At 69.5% G+C, this 18,353-nt stretch carries 18 protein-coding genes; 17 read left to right on the top strand and 1 reads right to left on the bottom strand.

The genetic code is table 11. The features are described from left to right. The first annotated feature begins 3 nt into the window (after positions 1-3). The 17 genes from DDV73_RS11350 (at position 4) to DDV73_RS11415 (ending at position 16,716) form a co-directional block, all read left to right on the top strand. Entirely contained in the window at positions 4-2,844 is a 2,841-nt protein-coding gene (locus DDV73_RS11350) for a hypothetical protein (RefSeq protein ID WP_109507360.1), read from the top strand. Continuing rightward, on the top strand, positions 2,841-4,694 hold the full coding sequence (locus DDV73_RS11355; RefSeq protein ID WP_109507361.1) for a DNRLRE domain-containing protein: 1,854 nt from the start codon (positions 2,841-2,843) through the stop codon (positions 4,692-4,694). Before DDV73_RS11350 ends, DDV73_RS11355 begins: the two co-directional genes overlap by 4 nt. Continuing rightward, a complete protein-coding gene (locus DDV73_RS11360; protein WP_109507362.1) occupies positions 4,691-5,887 on the top strand; it encodes a hypothetical protein in 1,197 nt (398 codons plus the stop codon). The genes DDV73_RS11355 and DDV73_RS11360 overlap by 4 nt, the downstream gene beginning before the upstream one ends. Continuing rightward, positions 5,884-8,451 (top strand): RHS repeat domain-containing protein, encoded by a 2,568-nt coding sequence (locus DDV73_RS11365; RefSeq protein ID WP_109507363.1) that lies wholly within the window; start codon positions 5,884-5,886, stop codon positions 8,449-8,451. Before DDV73_RS11360 ends, DDV73_RS11365 begins: the two co-directional genes overlap by 4 nt. Before the next feature lie 13 nt (positions 8,452-8,464). Next, positions 8,465-8,782, top strand: coding sequence for a hypothetical protein (locus DDV73_RS11370; RefSeq protein WP_109507364.1), 318 nt, complete (start codon positions 8,465-8,467; stop codon positions 8,780-8,782). Positions 8,783-8,934: 152 nt separating this feature from the next. Then, entirely contained in the window at positions 8,935-9,978 is a 1,044-nt protein-coding gene (locus DDV73_RS11375) for a hypothetical protein (protein WP_109507365.1), read from the top strand. Between the two features lie 38 nt (positions 9,979-10,016). Further along, complete coding sequence (locus tag DDV73_RS11380) at positions 10,017-10,637, top strand: endonuclease/exonuclease/phosphatase family protein (protein ID WP_109507366.1); 621 nt, start codon at positions 10,017-10,019, stop codon at positions 10,635-10,637. Further along, complete coding sequence (locus DDV73_RS11385; protein ID WP_109507367.1) at positions 10,637-10,849, top strand: hypothetical protein; 213 nt, start codon at positions 10,637-10,639, stop codon at positions 10,847-10,849. The genes DDV73_RS11380 and DDV73_RS11385 overlap by 1 nt, the downstream gene beginning before the upstream one ends. Positions 10,850-10,851: 2 nt before the next feature. After that, positions 10,852-11,082: a hypothetical protein gene (locus tag DDV73_RS11390; RefSeq protein WP_109507368.1), complete on the top strand. Its 231-nt coding sequence runs from the start codon at positions 10,852-10,854 to the stop codon at positions 11,080-11,082. Next, on the top strand, positions 11,082-11,243 hold the full coding sequence (locus DDV73_RS27920) for a hypothetical protein (protein ID WP_154402728.1): 162 nt from the start codon (positions 11,082-11,084) through the stop codon (positions 11,241-11,243). The genes DDV73_RS11390 and DDV73_RS27920 overlap by 1 nt, the downstream gene beginning before the upstream one ends. A gap of 12 nt (positions 11,244-11,255) precedes the next feature. Then, the gene (locus DDV73_RS29475; protein ID WP_276310114.1) at positions 11,256-11,381 is read left to right on the top strand and encodes a hypothetical protein; all 126 of its coding nucleotides are present in this window, start codon (positions 11,256-11,258) and stop codon (positions 11,379-11,381) included. Position 11,382: 1 nt separating this feature from the next. After that, the gene (locus DDV73_RS11395) at positions 11,383-11,796 is read left to right on the top strand and encodes a hypothetical protein (RefSeq protein WP_109507369.1); all 414 of its coding nucleotides are present in this window, start codon (positions 11,383-11,385) and stop codon (positions 11,794-11,796) included. A 108-nt stretch (positions 11,797-11,904) separates the two neighbouring features. After that, the gene (locus tag DDV73_RS11400; RefSeq protein ID WP_109507370.1) at positions 11,905-12,183 is read left to right on the top strand and encodes a hypothetical protein; all 279 of its coding nucleotides are present in this window, start codon (positions 11,905-11,907) and stop codon (positions 12,181-12,183) included. Positions 12,184-12,187: 4 nt separating this feature from the next. Further along, complete coding sequence (locus DDV73_RS27925; RefSeq protein WP_154402729.1) at positions 12,188-12,325, top strand: hypothetical protein; 138 nt, start codon at positions 12,188-12,190, stop codon at positions 12,323-12,325. Continuing rightward, a complete protein-coding gene (locus tag DDV73_RS11405) occupies positions 12,325-13,632 on the top strand; it encodes a hypothetical protein (RefSeq protein ID WP_109507371.1) in 1,308 nt (435 codons plus the stop codon). The genes DDV73_RS27925 and DDV73_RS11405 overlap by 1 nt, the downstream gene beginning before the upstream one ends. Before the next feature lie 23 nt (positions 13,633-13,655). Next, positions 13,656-15,074 (top strand): hypothetical protein, encoded by a 1,419-nt coding sequence (locus tag DDV73_RS11410; protein ID WP_109507372.1) that lies wholly within the window; start codon positions 13,656-13,658, stop codon positions 15,072-15,074. Between the two features lie 457 nt (positions 15,075-15,531). Beyond that, positions 15,532-16,716 carry a helix-turn-helix domain-containing protein gene (locus DDV73_RS11415; protein WP_109507373.1) on the top strand — a complete coding sequence of 395 codons (1,185 nt, stop codon included), beginning with the start codon at positions 15,532-15,534 and terminating at the stop codon, positions 16,714-16,716. A 70-nt stretch (positions 16,717-16,786) separates the two neighbouring features. On the opposite strand, the gene DDV73_RS11420 is transcribed toward DDV73_RS11415, so the two are convergent. Continuing rightward, positions 16,787-18,283, bottom strand: coding sequence for an NHL repeat-containing protein (locus tag DDV73_RS11420; RefSeq protein ID WP_154402730.1), 1,497 nt, complete (start codon positions 18,281-18,283; stop codon positions 16,787-16,789). Positions 18,284-18,353: the final 70 nt, after the last annotated feature.

The following is an 18,353-nucleotide window of genomic DNA, read 5'->3' on the forward strand; positions in this document are numbered from 1 at the left end:
CCTGTGGCCGACGAAGCGCGCTCTGTCACTGTCCGCCTCAACGCGATGGTCGACGGGTACATCCGAGACATCCGTCGCGCCGGGCAGGCGACCGAGTCCGCGTTCCGTGGAGCCAACGTCCAGATAGGGCAGCTCAACGACGGGATCACCCAGCTCAACCAGAACACCTCGCAGCTCAACACGAACACACACACACTCACCCAGCAGATCACCAACGGCGACAACTCGCTCGACCGGTACTCCGGCCGGCTGAAGCTGCTGGCAAAGATCCTCGGAACCATCGGTCCGGGGCTGATCCCGATCGGCGCCGTCGGAATCCCCGCCGTGACAGGCCTCGCGTCCGCGCTGACCCTGACCGCCATTGGTGCCGGCGCGACGGTGCTCGCGTTCCAGGGTGTCGGAGACGCACTCGACGCGATCGAGAAGGCGCGCCTCGAGCCGACCGTTGAGAACATCGAGGCCGCGCAGATCGCCATGGGTCGGCTGTCACCGGCGACCCAGCAGTTCGTGCAGCAACTGCGGTCTCTCGCACCCCTCGGCCGGCAACTGCGGTTCTCCGCGGCTGAGGGACTGTTCCCAGGCTTCACCGAGGCACTCGACACCATCGAGTCCCGCGGCCCTGAGGCGGCCGCGATCCTGGAGGAGATCACCGACACCATCGGTGACCTCGGCGCCCGGGCGGCGGACTCGCTGGCCGGCGACGAGTGGGACGAGTTCTTCGACTTCCTCCAGACCGACTCCCGGCAGACCCTCACCGACATGGGTGTCGCGGTCGGCAACCTGACCCGGGCGTTCACCGAGCTGCTGATGGCGTTCGACCCCCTCAACGACGACTTCACCGGCTGGCTGGTCGACTCCACAGACGACCTCGCCGAGTGGGCCGACGGCCTGTCGCAGACCGAGGGCTTCAAGGACTTCGTGGCCTACGTCCGCACCAACGGCCCCCAGGTCGCCGCGACGTTCGGCGCGATCGCCGAGGCAGCCGTCGACATCGTCCAGGCCGCTGCCCCGATCGGCGGCCCTGTCCTCAAGGGCATCGAGGCCCTCGCTCGCGGCCTGTCGGCGATCGCAGACTCCGACGCCGCGACCCCGCTCATCGCGATGTACGCCGCCTCGGTGCTGGTCGGCCGCGGCGCCAAGGCCGTGACCGCACTCCGGGCCGCTGTCGCAGCCGTAGGCATCACCGCGGCGAGCACGCGAACCGCACTGCTCAGCCTCAACACGGTCCAGTTCGGCGCTGCACTCGCCGGCATCTACGGAATCAACGCCGCCTTCGAGAAGCTCACGGACAACAACCTCACAGAGACAGACCTGACCCGCGGCCTTGAGGCACTGTCCGATGGGCGCTGGACGGGCAACCTGGAGGACGTCGGCGGCCATCTGGTCAACATCAACGCCGCGATGGGCAAGGTCAACGATGTCATGTCGGACATCTTCACCCTCGGCATCGACCGGAGCAGCCTTGAGGACGCCGAGGACTTCGTTAGCCAGCTCGACGAGGCCCTGGCTGCGCTGGTCGAGGGCGGCAGGGCCGAGGAGGCCGCCGCGGCGTTCGACAAGATCGTCAAGAAGGGCACCGACGCCGGAGTCAGCGCGGAGGACGCCGAGAAGCACTTCACCCAGTACGCCCTGGCGTTGGACAACGCCAAGGCCGCCGGCGAGGACTTCGAGGGCCCCGACGCCGACGGCGCCGCACGGAGCCTGTCGGACGCAGCGCGCGCAGCTGAGGACTTCCGCCGCGCGGTGGAGAGCGTAAACCGGGTACTGGCCGGGCGTGCGTCGTGGCGAGACTACGAAGCCGCTGTCGACGCCGCCGCAGCGTCGCTGCGTGAGCACGGCCGGACCCTGAACATCGACACCGCGGCCGGCCGGGCAAACGAGCAGGCGTTGGACGACATGGCCTCGACCGCGGTGAAGCTCGCCGAGAACCTGAGGGGCCCGGGCCGCGCCCGGTTCCTCATCCGTGCGCGCGAGGACATCATCGACGCGGCTCGTGCGTTCGGGAAGGGCCGCAGCGAGGCCCGCGCACTCGCCGATGAGCTGCTGGATCTGGACAGCCTCAGTGCGGAGGCGACGCTCGAGTTGCGGGACCGTGCGTCGGCGAAGCTCGCGCGGGTCCAGGCCGCGCTGGAGAAGTACGGCCTCACCGAGGGCGAGGCGTCCGCGGCGCTGCGTGACGTGGCGTCCGGGCGGATCAAGACGGTCCAGGGCCTGATCGACAAGTACGGGCTCTCGGAGCGCGAGGCGACCGCGCTGCTGAAGGACCTCGCGGCTGGGAAGCTGCGGAACATCATCAGCCTGCAGAACCAGGCGGACCGAGACATCACCTCGACCATCACCATCAACACGATCCGCAACGAGTACTTCAACCAGAAGCGCCGCGACATTGCCAACCTCCAGGCGACCGGCGGCATGTGGTCCGGCAACGTGCAGACGTACGCATCCGGCGGCATGGACGTCCCGAACGGTCACCAGCCGGAGATCGCGGGCGCGGGCGCGTGGCGGGTGTGGGCGGAGCCGGAGACCGGTGGGGAGTCGTACATCCCCCACGCCAACGACCACCGCCGCCCGCGCGCGAAGGAGATCTTGTCGCGCACCGCCGACATGTTCGGCGGCCGGGTCGAGTGGTACGCCGACGGCGGCTGGGCACGCGCTGCCGGCCCTGACCTGCGGCGCATGGAGTCATCCCGGAGCCAGGCCGCCAACTGGCCTACCCACTTCACCATGTCCGGCCGCCTCGACTCGGAGTTCGGGCCGGCGTACGTCGAAGGCGTCGCGTCTGTCGCGGCCCGCGCGGAGATCGACGAGGAGCGTCGGTTCGATGAGGTGAGGAGCGGCCGATGACCACGATCACCGTCCGCAAGGGCTACGACACCTACGTCACCTCGACCCTGCCCAACAAGGAGTCCGGGGACGCGAAGTACCCCCGCATGATCACCGCGGTCGCCCGGACGCTGCTGTTCATCAACCCCGGCCGGATCAAGGGCCGCACCGTGCTGTCCGCCACCCTGATCGGCCGCGCCGCCGGGAACCCCGCGTGGATCGCGAACACCGTGTCGGTGCAGCGGCTGACCGCCTCGTGGTCGGCGAAGACCGCGAACTGGACCAACCAGCCCGGCGTCACTGGGACCATCGCCACCGAAGCCACCGGCGCGCTCGCCCCGGGTGACGTCGTCGAGATCGACGTGACGACGCTGATCCAGCAGATCGCGAACGGCAACCCGAACTACGGGTGGAGGATCACCACCGACTCCGCGACCACCCACCAGTGGCGCGGGTTCGACCAGCCGTTCGACTCCTGGGAGCTCGTCACCGTCCTGTCGGACGCACCCGAGCAGCCGGTCCAGCTGAACCCCGGCGGCGGCGTGGTCGCCAAGGACAAGCCCACGCTGTCGTGGGACTTCATCGACTTCGGCGGGAACACCGAGCAAGCGGCGTTCCAGGTCCAGATCGACCCGGCACAGAACGGCACGACGCCGGCGTTCGCGTCCGGCACCGTCACGTCACCGGACCCCGAGTACAACCTGGCGACCTCGGCGTACCTCGGGATCGGCGCTGGGAACACGACATGGTGGCGGGTCCGCGTCCAGGACGGCGCCGGGCTGTGGTCGGCGTGGTCCGACTGGGTGTCGATGAAGTTCGTCGCGAAGCCGACACTGATCATCGACAACCCCGGCATCGCCGGCGTGCTGTTCGACCCGACCAGCGACATCCTCGCCCACATCGCGTCCGGGGTCCTGACGCAGTACCGGATCAAGATCACCGGGCCCAGCAAGGCAGGTGTCCGGTACGACACCGGGTGGCGGCCCGCCACCCACGCCACCAACATCGCCCACACCCTCCCGCTACGGAACGCCAACGGCCTGCTGATCCTGAAGGACGACTCCAACTACCAGGTCGGCGTGTTCGCCCGCGACAGCCAGGCCGACCGCGAAGGGTCGATCGGGGACTTCCCGCACATGGAGGAGTGGCGGACCTTCACCTTCGACGACGACGACCTGCTGACCGCGCCGAACTCACTGACCGCCGTACAGGTCGGGAAGAGCCCCCAGGTCAAGCTCACCTGGAACCGCGCGGCCGCGCCGGACGCGTGGGTCGTACGGCGCGACGGTGTGGTGATCGCACGGCCCGACCCGTCCGACGTCATCGCGCCGGGCGGTGGGGTGTACGAGTGGACTGACGACGGGTACGCCGCGCCGCACCAGCAGCACTCCTACACCGTCCGCGCCGTGGTGAACCAGAAGCAGTCGCCGCCGTCGAACACGGCGAACGTGACCACCAAGGTCGAGGGCGTGTGGCTGATCACCGAGGCCCACCAGGCGGTGAAGCTCCGCGGCGTCGGTGTCGAGGAGTGGGCGATGCGGGAGCGGCGGGCCACCTATGCGCCGTTGGGGTCGCCGGTGCCGGTGGACATCATCTACGCCCAGGAGGGTCTGTCCGGGCCGTTCAAGGGTTGGGTGCACACTGAGCCGGTCGAGGACATCTCGCTGACCGTGGCGCTCGCGCGGCTGCAGGACATCAAGGACGCGCCGACCGATCCGGTGTGGCTGGTCGCCGCGGACATGGCCATCAAGGTGCGGTTGCGGAACCTGACGTTCTCCCCGCACCCGGACACGAACCCGAAGATGCTGCGGCACCAGGTGGCGTTCGAGTTCTGGCAGGTCGACCACACCGAGATCGGGTTCCAGGCGTGAGACGCCTCGGCCTCAACGCAGCCGAGCTGCGGCTCTACCACCAGACCCTCCGCAGCACGCACTGGCGGCGCCGCGAGGTCGTCATCACCAACCTCAACGGCATCGTGCAGCGCGAGCTCACCCCGCGGATCCTCGACGGCCAGGTCATGGTCGACTCCACCGCCGAGGTCACCAGGATCCTCGACCTCCGGTTCCTCGACCCCGGCCGCACACTCGGGTTCGAACCGGACTCCCCGTCCGAGGCCTCCATGCACCGGTCGCGCGCGATCTCGGTGATCGACTCCGTGCTGGTCCCGGAACTCGACGCCTGGATCGACTGCCCGGTGTTCTACGGCCCGATCTGGGACTTCGACCGGCAGGGCCCCGTGGTGTCGGTCGTCGCGCACGGCTGGGACCGGCAGGCACTCGGCCAGCAGTGGTCGCCGCGGACCTTCCCGAAGAAGATGCGGAAAACCAGCGTGATCCGCGCGCTGCTGGCCGGCGTCGGCGAGACCCGGCTCGGCGGGGTCCCGGACCTGCCGATCACCATGCCGAACCGCCTCACCATCGGCCGGATGGACTCACCGCTGCCGAAGGCGAAGAACCTGGCGCGGTCGATGGACCGCCACCTGTTCTACGACGGCGCCGGCGTACCCCAGCTCCGCGGCTACTCCGGCCGTCCGGTGTTCACCTTCGGCGACCGGATGCTCCTCGACGAGCCGCTGATCCACCGCTCCACTCAGGGCTACAACGCGTGGGAGGTCCTCGGCGCGAAGCCGAAGGGCTCGAAGATCCGGGTCCGCGGCCAGGCGTACCTGCCCGAGGCGCACCCGATGTCGCGGCAGTCGCTCGCCAGGAACGGCGCGCTGCACACCATCGCGCGGCGCGAGGAGAACGACCAGATCAAGACCAGGGCCGAAGCCGAGAAGAAGGCGCTGCGACTGAGGGACGACCAGGCCCGCACGATCACCGAGTACACCGTCGACGTCATCCCGGTCCCCCACCTAGACGAAGGCGACATGGTCGCCGTCGACTGCGCCGACGGCCGGTTCCTGCTCCGCATGCAGAAGTGGGCGTACCCGCTCGCCGGCGCGCCCGATGGGATCGAGGAGGGGCAGCCGATGACGATCAGCGTCGTACGCCGCCTCACCCGTGCTCGCCGTAGCCGGCCGGGCCGCGGCCGGGGCGGGCTGCAGGCGGTCCCGGTCCGATGACCCAGGAACGCGGCCACCTGAGCGCGGTCGATCAGCGGTGGGACGGCGACGAGCTCACCGCCGCCGCCCTGGTCAACGCCACGGTGCTCACGGTCGGCGACGTCGCGGACTTCGATGAGGAGGGCGGGTGGCTGCGCCTGAACGGCGTGATCATGCCGTACCTCACGATCGACGACACCCTCGCGACCATCACCCTCGCGAACCCGCTCGCCGCGGCGGCCGCTGTCGAGGACCGGGTGGAGGTGTGGGACGCCGACAACAGCCAGCCCGTCACCGAGTACGTCGGGCACGTCATCCTCGACGGCCAGGAGGACGGCGACCCTGTCGAGGCGTCGATCGACCACGCCCTGGTCCCGCTGCTCACGCAGACGATCCGCACCGAGGGCGGCGAGTCCGTTGTACTCGACTGGGACGGCGATGACCTGCGGATCGTGAAGGTCGACGGGAAGCAGCCGATCGGCGACGCCACCTACATCGACCCGGACACCCTGCCGGACATCACCCTGCCAACCGCGCCGCCGGCCACGTCGCCGGCGCTGACCGTGACCGGCGCGCCGAACGCCCTGATCATCCGTGCCGACGAGGTCGCGGCGTCCACCGAGATCGAGTACCACATCTCCACCACCGACGGGTTCATCCCCAGCGGCGCCACCCTCAGCGTGACGACACGCGCCACGGTGTACGTACTCGAGAAGCTGCCCGACGGGTCCCCGCTCCAGCTCGACACGACGTACTACCTCCGCGCGGTCGCGAAGAACATCATTGGTTCCGCCGCGGCGGGCACCCAGGCGTTCGCCCAGCTCGACGTTGACGCCGTACGCACCGTTGTCGCCGCCGAGGTCGTCGCCGGGTTCATCCTCGCCGGCCGCATCCAGGTCGGCGTGGCCTACATCGACGCCGAAGAGGGCCTCGTCATCCCGCAACCCGGCGGCGGCACGATCACCCTGCCCGTCGACGGCGTCACCCCGGCACAGATCACCGCACACCTGATCGCCCGGTCCCTCACCGTCGAGGACAACGCCAACTTCTACGGCCTCACCCAACTGTTCGGCACCGTGCGCCTCGCAAACGGCGTCACCAACCCCACCCAGCCCGCCGGAGTCTCCCGCACCTGGCCGAACCTGGTGATCGGCTTGGTCAGCGGCCAGGACATCCTCTACGGCCTCACCGACAACTCGGCCGGCACCAGCTGGCTCTCGACGTTCGCGTTCGGCGGACTATGGATCCTGGCCGCCGACAAGACCACCGGCGGGGTCCTGAACACCCAGGTCACCGGCACCAACCTCAACCTGTTCCAGCCGTCCGGGATCACCAGGCTCTCCTCGACGTACTACGTCCTCGGCCAAGACCTCGCCCGTGACGGCCGCTGGTTCGTCTACATCATCGACGGCGGCACCTTCGCGAAGACCGGCGAGTGGGAGTACACACAGGAATCCACCGGCAAGCGACCCGCGATCGGCAACGACGGCACCAACGTCGCGATCGCCCGCTGGAACACCGTGTCCGGGACCGACCGGATCGTCGTACGAACCTTCACCCCGGCGACCGGTGCGATCCAAACGACCACGACCTGCAACTCGCCGACCCCGAAGGACCTGACCGGCCTGTTCGTCGGGACCGCGGACTTCGGCGCCACCCGCATCATCGCGACCTGGAGCCAGGCCGTCTTGGCGTTCAACTCCAGCGGCGGGTCACAGCCCACCCACGCGTGGGCGCGCGCCGCAGCTGCTCCAGTCCGGGGGCTCTACTGGGACGGCACCCGGTTCCACCACCTCGACACCGAGGGCAACGTCTGGCACTACTCGCGCCGGCCGACCACAGCGACGGTAGACGTCGCGTACACCTGGTACGACGGAGACGCCGGCGGCACCGGCACCCACGAGACGATGGCCAGCCCGCTCACGTCGTTCTCGTGGTCCAACCGGTCCTGGCTGTCGGTGGAGCACCCCCCGGCCCCACAGGTCGCGGAGACCAGCAACCCGGATGCCGCTGACCAGTCCCGCGGCTACGTCGCCGCAACGGGCAGCGCCGTCCGGCTGCAGGCGACACCGGCGGTTGGGACCCGGACCTACACGATCGACATCCTCGACACCTTGTCGGCGACCGCGCCGGCGAGCAACAACTTCCCGCCGTCGGCGGTGCCCGGCACCTTCGAGTCGGCGGCCACCGACGCCGAAGGCGCGCTAACCAAGCTCGACGGCGCCGGGTTCGCCCGTATCAAGGGCACCGACGGCTGGGACAACCTGACGATCTCGGGGCTGTACACCGCTGGGTCACCGACCCCGCAGTACCGCAAGGACCCGGTCGGCAACGTCCACCTGCGTGGGCAGATCAACGTGAACACCGCCGCCGACGGCGACACAGCGTTCACCCTGCCCACCGGCTATCGACCAACCGGCACGACCCGCCGCATCAATGACACGCTGCCGCTGACCTCCCAAGGACGGTTCCTCATCAACTCCGACGGCACCGTGACGCTCCACCGGCGCGGCCAGACCACCGGCTCGCCGTCGGACCCGGCTCCGACCCAGTTCTTCATCGACTGCGTGTTCTCCACCTACTAGTGAGGAGCCGTTCATGACCGACGAGCAGGTGCCGCCGGGGTCGGTGGTCATCACGCCCGAGACGATGTACCGGGAGTCGCACGAGCGCTACGGGCGCATCGAGGCGGCGCTGACAGGGATCCGCACCGAGTTGCACCCGCTCCCCGCGCAGCTTGCCGAGCACGACGCGTACATCAACTCTCTCCGCCAGGCTGGGCTCCCGGAGCGGTTCAGCGTCGTCGAGGCCGACGTCCAGGTGCTCAAGGGCCGATGGATGTGGGCGGTCGGAGCCGCCACTGCTGCGGCGTTCCTCGCGGGCATCCTCGGCAGTCTCCTGCCCAAGGCCTTCTAGCGCAGGCAGCAATGCCCGCCGAGCCGCCCGTCTCCCGGCAGATGAGCTGCACGGCCTGCCCGCACGAACACCACCTACTTCCCTGCGACGCCGACGGCTGCGACTGCCACGACGTCCCCCTGCCCGGAATCGACCTGTAGGAGACCACCACCATGGCCGACACCCTCCTCGACCCCGACGGCCCGCCGAGCAACGGCCGCTGGGTCGACGTGTGCGACCTCCTCGGCACGGTCACCATCGAGGAGGCCGAGGAAGGCCGCCGCCTCGGCGAGACCATCGACACCGCCGACGACGAAAGCAACGGCTTCCGCGTCGCCCGGTTCGCCATGGGCAACGACCGTCTCACGGCGCTGGAGAAGGCGCAGGTCCTGAAAGCCGTGATGCTCGCGCACGGCGTCCCCGAGGTGTCGATCGAGCTGCAGCCCGGCCGGCCGAACACCCACGGCATGTGGCATGCCCTGTTCGTGGTCGGCGAGATGTCTCACCACACCGTCTCGCGGTTCGGCTCGAACCTGACCCCGGTCCTCGCGCTCTGCAAGTCGGGCCGCTCCGACGTCCCGGGGCCGCTGTGCAACGGGTACGGCGGGTACGACCTGTGCTACCGGATCATCACGTTCGGGTACGCCAACCACCCCGGAGCAGGCGGCCCCTTGACTGTGAAGGCCAAGACGGCCGGCACCTTCACCATCCCCCGCGACTCGGCGCGCCGCTACGTGTGGGGCACCGAGTGGGAAGGCGGCCTCAACGCCGCCGACTGGGACCGCAAGCTCACCAACCCCCGCAACGGCAAGTCGATGACGATGCGGGAGTTCATGGGCCGCTCGAACGCCGCCCTGCGTGAGTACCACCAGATCGTCGCGCACCTGGAGCACTCCACGTGGGCGCCCAACCGGAAGATCGACCGTCTCGGATACACCGCAGCCGAAGGTGAAGCCGAGCTTCGCCGATTCATCAAGGAGGACGACGACATGACCCCCGAGGAACTGCGCGCCATCCTGCGCGCCGAGGTGCCCGCCCTGGTGCGCAAGGAGCTGGCCGCCGCCCGCGAAGAGCAGACCGAGTCCGTGTGGGCTCACCAGGTCCCGAATCGCGTGCTGGAGGGCAAGACCATCGGCACAGGTTCGCTGCTGTCCTTCATGCACGAGGACCTGCACGGGATGAGCAAGGGCGAGGTCGAGCCGGACCCAAAAGCCTGACGCTCACCTTCGCCACCCACAACACCCACCGCGGTGACGTGCTGTGGAAGCCGATTGGCGACGTCATCTGCTGGCAGGAGTGCATCAACGCCGAGGTCCGCGCCGACCTCGCCAGGACGCTGCCCTACCACCACGTGACGTTCAACGACGACGACTTCGGGCCGGGCATGAACTCCATCAGCTACCGGCCCGACCTGTTCCGCCTCGTGGCGTTCGACTCGGAGAAGGCCTCCGAGGCCAGGGCCGGGGTAAGCCCGGCACGGTTCGTCTGCTGGGTGATCCTGGAGCACATCGCCACCGGCGTCCGGTTCGCCGTCGTGAACGTCCACTTCATCTCCGGCGCGTTCCGGATCCCGCCACCGCTCAACGTGGTGTGGCGCCTGGCGCAGTGGTTCAACAACCGCCGCGTCCTCCGCCGCGTCGTCGGCGACCTCCGCGCGCGCGGCCTCCCGGTGCTGGTCGGGGGTGACCCGAACCGGAAGCGGTGGGACATCCTCGGCGCCGGCCTGGTCGAGCCGCGGTACACCGACGCCGGACCGACCGTCGACCGCATCGCAGTCTCAGCCGACGTCACCGTCGAATCCGCTCGTCTCGGGCCCAAGAACGGTAGCGACCACTTCGCGGTGATCGCCCGGCTTCACCTACCCGAGGAGAACTGATGAACCTGCTCGACAAGCTCCGCCGCGTCGCCAAGGGCCTCGTGGCCTTCGCCGCACCTGGCGCCGTACTCATCGGCGCGGCCGTCACCGAGGCATCACCCGGCGGCAGCTCGATCACGACCGCCGAGTGGGTGACCGCCGCAGTGACCTGCGTCGTCACATCGGCCGCGGTCTGGCGCACCCCCAACATCGACACCCGCAACTGGAGCTGACCATGCGCCGCTTCCAGGTTGTCCGCGACGAGGACGTGACCGGTATCTCCGGGACGGGCGTCGTGGCCGAGGGTGTCGAGTTCTCCGACGGCACCGTCGCCATGCGCTGGCACGGGCCGATCGAGCACCCGTGGGGCACCGTCTACCCGACCACCGTCCTACACCCGCACGCCGAGAACGTGGAGAACCTTCACGGTCACAACGGGGCGACCCGGATCGTGTGGGTCGACTGATGCGGGTCGTGACCGTCGTCATCATGGTGGCGATCGGGTTCCTCTTCACCGCCACCACGGAGGACCGGGCCGAGGCTGTCGCGCCGTGCGGAATCGTCGCGTGCGACCCGCCCGACTGCCCGCCCCGCACCGGCTGCTGGAAGCCGCCCCCAGGGTACTGAGGCAGGCACCTGATGCGCGCTCGTACGGCGTTCGCGGCCTGGGTGTGTGCGCTCGTGCTCGCGTACGCCGTCGGCACGTTCATCGCCCGCATCATCTTCAACCGCTACGTGCTCCACCCGCACCCCAAGGAGAGCTGACATGGCAATCACCCGCCTGTCCACCGCAGCCCGCAACGCGTCCGCCAACTCGGTGGCCGCGCTGGTCGACGCCGATGCCGGTGCCGGCACGCTCAAGATCTACACCGGCGCGACGCCGGCCAACGGCGACACCGAGGGCTCGGGCACGCTGCTCGCCACCGTGGCGTTCGCTGTGACCTCGTTCGGCGCCGCCTCCGGTGGCGTCGTCACTGCCACCGACCCGGCGGCCGTGACGGGCGTCGCCGCGGGCACCGCTGCGTCGTACGTCGTGGAGGACGCTTCCGGCGACAACGTGTTCGTCGGCGACGTCACAGCAACCGGAGGCGGCGGCTCGCTGGAGCTGGCCACGACCACGATCAGCGTGGGCGTCACGGTGGATATCACCAGCTTCACGTACACCCAGCCTGCGGGCTGACCGCGACGGCCTCCCGGGCAGCAAAACCCGAGAGGCCGCCTGACCCGCGCGCTCCACACGCACGGGCTACCCCAAGCACTAGCAGCACCCGAGCCACTGGAGCAAACCATGGCCGCACCCGTCATCACCCAGAACACCCTGACCCCAGGCACCGTCCAGCCGGGCGGAAGCTCCGAGTGGCGAACCATCGCCCAGGACCCCGACTCGCAGACCGAAACCATCCGGCGCACCGTCACCGACTCGCAGGGCAACGTCACCACCTTCGAGTCCCAGCTGATCGTGTCCGACCCCCTGACCTACGGGCCACCGTCGTGCGACGACCCGCGCGTGTCGTTCGTGGTCGACTCGAACGACCCGACTCTCGTACACGTCTCCGTCGCCTCCTGAGCCGATGGCCCAGGTCACGCTGACCCGGCCCGTTGTCGATGCGGCCGGGCATGAGGCGATCTTCACCACGACGCTGACGATCAACACCGCCCCGTCGCTCACGTTGCCCGCCACTCTCCCCGCGACGTTCGGGGGTCAGTGATGCCGTACATACCCGAGAACTGGGCCACGCGGAACACGGTCGACGCCGCGCTGATGGCGAAGATCGAGGCCGGCGTACGCGACTCGCATGCACACCTCGGCGTTGTTGCTCTGGACTCCTACCCGACGTCTGTCCCGGGCGACCCGTCGTACACCGGGGACGACGCGCGGCTCAAGAACGCGATGGTCCATCTCGGCGCTGACACCTACAAGCGGGTCATCCGGCCGACCGCCCGCGAGCACACCTTCACCCGCGGCATCGGGAAGCCGTTCGACCACTTCGCAATCTGTGCGCCGCCCAACTCGATGACCTTCGACGAGCTCGGCGTGTCACTGACCACGAAGTTCAACATCAACGTCCCCGGGCCATGGATCGACATCTCCTCCGGCACGTCGCGCGGCATCGCCGTGGACTATATCGCGTCCACGTCCAACCGCAGCGACACCGTGTTCATCCGCACCGCACCGAGCGCGGTGCTCTGGGGGTTCACCGGCGACACCCTCCAGTTCCGCGGCTTCTACGGCGTACTCGGCACGGCGGCCGAGAAGTGCCGCACGAACTTCTGCGTCACCAAGGGCCCGTGGCAGGTCAACGGATTCCACAACACGCCGTTCAACATCGGCGGCTCCGACTCGCTGTGGTGGTGCGGCGCTTCGTCGCTGAACATCGGCTCCGGAGGTCTCGGCCCGGGCGCTGGCGGCTCCGGCGACCAGGCTTACATGATGATCTTCGCCGACTGCGCGAACACCAACGTCGGACCCATCTACCTGTCCTGCAACAACCACTGGCGGGGGATCTTGGTCACCGGCAGCCGCATCAACAACCGCGGCCTGTTCTTCCACGGCATCCGCACCGAGGGACAGACCGGCACTGCCGCCAGCGACGGCACCGTGCTGCAGATCAACGGCGGGGCGGTCGGCTTCTCCCAGATCGTCGTCGCGCAAGGCATGACCGACCCGGCCGCCACCACAGCCAAGAACTCGTGGGGCGCTCCGGACGGCGGCCTGATCGGCGTACGCGGTTCCGACACGCAGGTGTCGATCGACCAGATGTGCGTATGGCACGCGGTCGACGCGCAGACGGTTGGCGGCGCGGTCGACTCCGCGGTCCCGATCCTGCACGTCACGAAGAGCACCTCCCCGGCCGCTCCGCTGCCCGTCTCGCCGCGCGTGCGCCTGACGAACGTCCTCATGGGCGGCAAGCAGGGGACGCCGCCGTGGACCACGCTCCCCGTCGCGCAGCAGACCGGCGCCGGCTGCATCACCGGGGACGAGGACGGCTCGTACACGATCACCACAGCGGCGTGACCACGGGTTGAACGGAGGAGCGCATGGCGATACTCCGCGACCACCCCATCACCGGCACGGTCGGCAACACCGTCGCCGACAGCTTCGACACGATCTCCGGCACCCCGACCTACGCGACCGGCGGCATCGGCGGAGGCCTGTGCGCGGAGATCACCGCCGATGTCACCGAGTACATGCAGGACAACCTCACCGCCGAGTACGACGCCTTCTACCTGCGGTTCGAAGCCCTCCCCGGCAGCGACAGCACCGTCGCCACGGTCCTGGTCGGAGCCACACACACTGCCGCGCTGCGGGTGCACTCCAACGGCACCGTGGGCATCTTCTCGGGGCTCACCACCGAAGTCGACACCAGCTCGACGGTTCTGTCCACCGGCACCTGGTACCGGATCGAGCGACGTACCGGCACCGCGACGCAGGAAGTCCGGATCTACACCGAGACCGGCGCCACGCCGCTGGAAACCCTCACCGGGGCGACCGCGGTTGCGACACTGCCGAGCATCTACCGGTGGGGCCACCCGCACACCGGCGCCCGCGCGGGCACGCAGAAGATCGACCGCGTCGTCCTCGCCGACGACTGGCCCAACCTCGGAACCATCACAGGCACTGGCGCGCCAGCTGCCGCCGCGGGTACGGCGGCGGGATCCGGGACTGTCGCCCTCACGGGCGCCGGCGCGGCGACGGCGCCCGCGGGTGACGCAGACGGTGCTGGCACGCTGACCGTCACCGGCGCCGGTACGGCGGCAGCCGCAGCGGGTGAGGCATCCGGCTCCGGCACGGTCGGCTCGACCGTCACCGGCTCGGGAGCAGCCACCGCGCCAGCCGGCCAGACTGCCGGAGCAGGCGCCGTATCCCTCACCGGCACAGGTGCCGCGGCCGCACCAGCTGCCGACGTCGACGGGTCCGGGTCACTGGCGATCGCAGGCGCCGGGGCACCGTCCGCGCCGGCCGCACAGGCGGACGGCGACGGCGCCGTGACGGTCACCGGGACCGGGCAGGCAGTAGCGCCGGCCGGTGTCGCCGCCGGAAGTAGCACCCCGACGTTGAGCGACGTCACCGGCGGCGTAGCGCGCCGCCGGTGGCAGCCAGGCCACCTCGTCCGCCCCTTCACGACGAACGGGAGCACCATGCACACGAGCAAGCGGCACGTCACCATCTCCCGCGGCAGCCTCGAGGAGATCGAAGCCGCCGACATCGTCGGCGACGTCAACCTCACCATGGGCGTCGAGATATCCGTCACCGACGTCGTCGACGGCGTACCCATCTACAGCTGGCGGCCGGCCGAGTGGGTTGGCGCCGTCGGCACGAAGCGCACCGCCCGCACGACGTTGCCGGTGGACTTCTCGGCCGCCGCTCTGCCCGGCAGCCTCTACCAGGTACACGCCAAGCTCACTGCGACGCCGAGCGTGCCGATCCTGCACGTCGGGACCATCACGATCGTCTAACCGCGCCACCACAGAGAGCCGCCCCCTCCACACAGAGGGGGCGGCTCTTTCGCGTCTACAGCCGGGTCACCGCCGCCAGCGGTCGTTGAACACCACCCACACCACCATGCCGACTGATCCCGCGACCACGGCCGCGATGATGACCGCCGTGGCGATCGTCGACCCGACGTCGCTCATCGGAGCATGAACGAGATCATCAGCCCGAAGTACAGTGCGACGCCGAGCTCCAACGCTGACCAGGCCATCGATCGCACGCTGATCAGCAGCACCTGCAACGCGGTCGCGATCATCGGTCTCAACTCCCAGCCCGAGCCTGCGCTTTCGTGGAAGGCCAGACCGGCGACGGGCTCGGGAGGTCCAGCATCGCCGGTCCGGCCACACCCACCGTGCCTAGGGCAATTCGGACAGCGCCATATGCTGGGTGTTGTCGTTGCGTCGAGCGCGAAGGTGAAAACAGGTGAGTGAGTTCGGATCTGCGCTGCGCACTGCTCGCGCACGACGCGGTCTCTCCCTGTCTGAGCTGGGCCGTGCGACCACGTACGACCGCTCCGCAGTCGCCAACATCGAGGCCGGCCGTCGCACCCCCGACCGGCGGTTCGCCGAAGACGCCGACACGTACCTCGACGCAGCCGGCGAGGTAGTCGCTGCCTGGGATCGCGACACGGCCGAGCGTGACGCTCGACTCGAGCAGCGACGGCTCGAGCGGCTGGCCAACGCGGAGTCACTCGCCCTGGCAGCCGACACCGCGGACGTCGACGGGATCGGGGAACAGGCAGCTAGCCTCGCTGTGGCCTACTTGGCAGAGACGCCGTCAGTGATGCTGCGCGAGGCCGCGACCGCCCGCCACGCCGCTCTCGCATTGCTGAGCCGCGGTGGCCTCTCGGCGGAGAGCTACGCAGACCTCCTCCTCGCAACCGGACGCATGTCCGGCGTGCTGGCGTACGCCGCGCTCGACCTCGGGCAACCCGACCAGGCCCTGCAGCACACGGAGGCGGCCTGGCGGTGCGCCGTACTCGCCGGTGACGACGAGTTGCGGGCGTGGGTCCGCGGCACGCAGTCGTTGATCACGCGGTTCACCGAGGACTTCCCCCGCGCACTGGCCTACGCGATCGATGGGCAGCAGTACGTGCACGGCGGACCCGCACTGGCCCGGCTCCTCTGTGGCCAGGCCCAGACCATGGCAGGGCTCGGCGCGTCGGCGAGCGTGGCCGCCGTCCTCAACGACGCCGAGCGCGCCCGTGAGGTCCCCGGCCCGGATGGCGCCGGGATCTTCGCGTTCCGGGAGACCAAGCAGCGCTACTACGCAGGCTCGTCGCTGGTGTTCGGGGAGGAGAGCAAAGAGTGGCATCTGGCCGAACGGGAGGCCGTGGCCGCCGTCCTCGACTGGGAAACAGGGCCGGTCGTAGACCGGTCCCTGAGCGACGAAGCGTTGTGCCGGGTGTACGCCGCTACTGCGCGCGTCCAGCTCGGCGAGCTCGAAGGCACGCGCGACGCCCTCGCGCCGATCCTGGATCTCCCGGAGGACCGTCGTATCTCGTGGATCAAGAAGCGCATGGGCAGGATCGTGACGATCCTCGACGAGCCGCCGTACAACGGGTCGCCACAGGCGAAGAACCTGCGGGCGGAGTTGAGCGCGTACTAGCGCCCAAGCCACCGCCGCGTCCAGCGGACGAGCGCGACCGCGAGCCACTGCCGCCACGTCTGCCTGCCGTTCACGCTCCACCCCCGCACTCGATGATCCCAGGCGAGCACTTCGCGGGTGCAGGAATCCGTGGAGTCAGCAGCAGCGTCGCCCCGTCCGGGGCGTCAGCCAGGGCCACGGCGCCGGTCGGGCTGACGTCGACCCCACGGAACGAGTGACCCTCACCCCAGCCGCTGTAGAGCACACCGTGCGGCGTACCGGCCGCCCAGCCGCTCACGCTGACCCGGCCGACCGCCGTCGCGACGCCGTGCTCCTCGTCGGCCACGGTGAACCACAGGCTGTCCCCGGACAGTGTCAGCGAGTGCGTCTGCACGTCCAATCCATCGACGCCGAGGAGGTCGAGCGGAGTCTCGATCGCCGACCAGGTGCCGGTCGCCTTCTCGAAGGAGAGCAGCCGGTGACCGTTGTACTCGGTCATGAAGACGTGGGTGGCGTTGGCGGCGATCTGCCAGGGCGTCGCGCCGAAGAGCGCGGGGCCCGTGTACGGCGACTCCGGCGCGGTGTGCGTGAGTAGCGTCCTACTCGCCAGCTCGTACTGCCGCAGCACCCGGTCGGCCCAGTTCGTCGACCACAGCGAGTCGCTGGCGGCGTCGTACGCCAGGTGCGCGGCACCGGTCGGCATCGACACCGGCTCGACGTGCACGCAGTTCCCGGTCGCAGTGGCGTCCTGAGCCGACGTGCACCTCAGGCCGTCGATCGTCTGCTGCGCGGCCACCGCGAGCGCCGCGTTCTGCGTGGCGGTCAGCGCCGGGTTCCCGCCGTAGTCCAGCCCGTTCTGGCACCGCGGGCCCAGCCCGCCGGCCTTGACCCAGCCGAGGTTCGACCCGTCCGGGCCCTCGCTGGTGGCGAAGTACACGCGGTTCCGCTTGGTGTCGTGGGCGAGCCCGATCAGGTGCTGGTTGTCACCCGGGATCGGGATCTGGCAGGCCGTGTACGGCGCGGTCGTGGAGATCCGGGTGAGGATCGAGTGGTTCTGTGTGAGGCCCGCGTCCTGCCCGCCTCCTTGGGCGATCCACACGGCGCCGGCAGCGTAGATGACCGACTCGCCGAGGTCGGACGACTCGGAGCGCTGCCCACCGTTGAGGAGTGAGCGGAACGGCTTGGTCCACTGCCAGTTGCCGTACGCCTTGATCGGGAGCTGGTGCGTGGTGGCCGCGTCACCCTTGGCGCGTGTGGCCTGCATGGCGAACTCGCCGATCCCCCACGCCGCGCCCATCTGGTCGAAGGCGACGTCGAGGCCCTGCCCGGCGAAGAACCCGTTGGCCGGGCGCACCGGGGTCGCGGTGAAGTCGGCCGACCAGTCGCGCTCGGTCCAGGTCGCCGGGGCGACTGCGACGGGGGCTGTCGGTACGGTGGCGGCCGGGGCTTGCGCGGACGCACAACCCGCACCGAACAGGCCGGCCGACGTCAGCGCCGCGAACGACCCTCCGACTGCGGCGTATCGGCCCCACGAACGTTTGCACGAGGCGCGGGCGTGTGGGTGACGGGACAAACGGCTAGGTCTCATGCAAAGATAGTAGGGTGCCACAGTCAGAAACGGAAGTCCGCGCCGGGATCTACGAGCGCATGAGCAAGGA

It is taken from the genome of Nocardioides speluncae, from assembly GCF_003121585.1.
In the GTDB taxonomy this organism is placed as follows: Bacteria; Actinomycetota; Actinomycetes; order Propionibacteriales; family Nocardioidaceae; genus Nocardioides; species Nocardioides speluncae.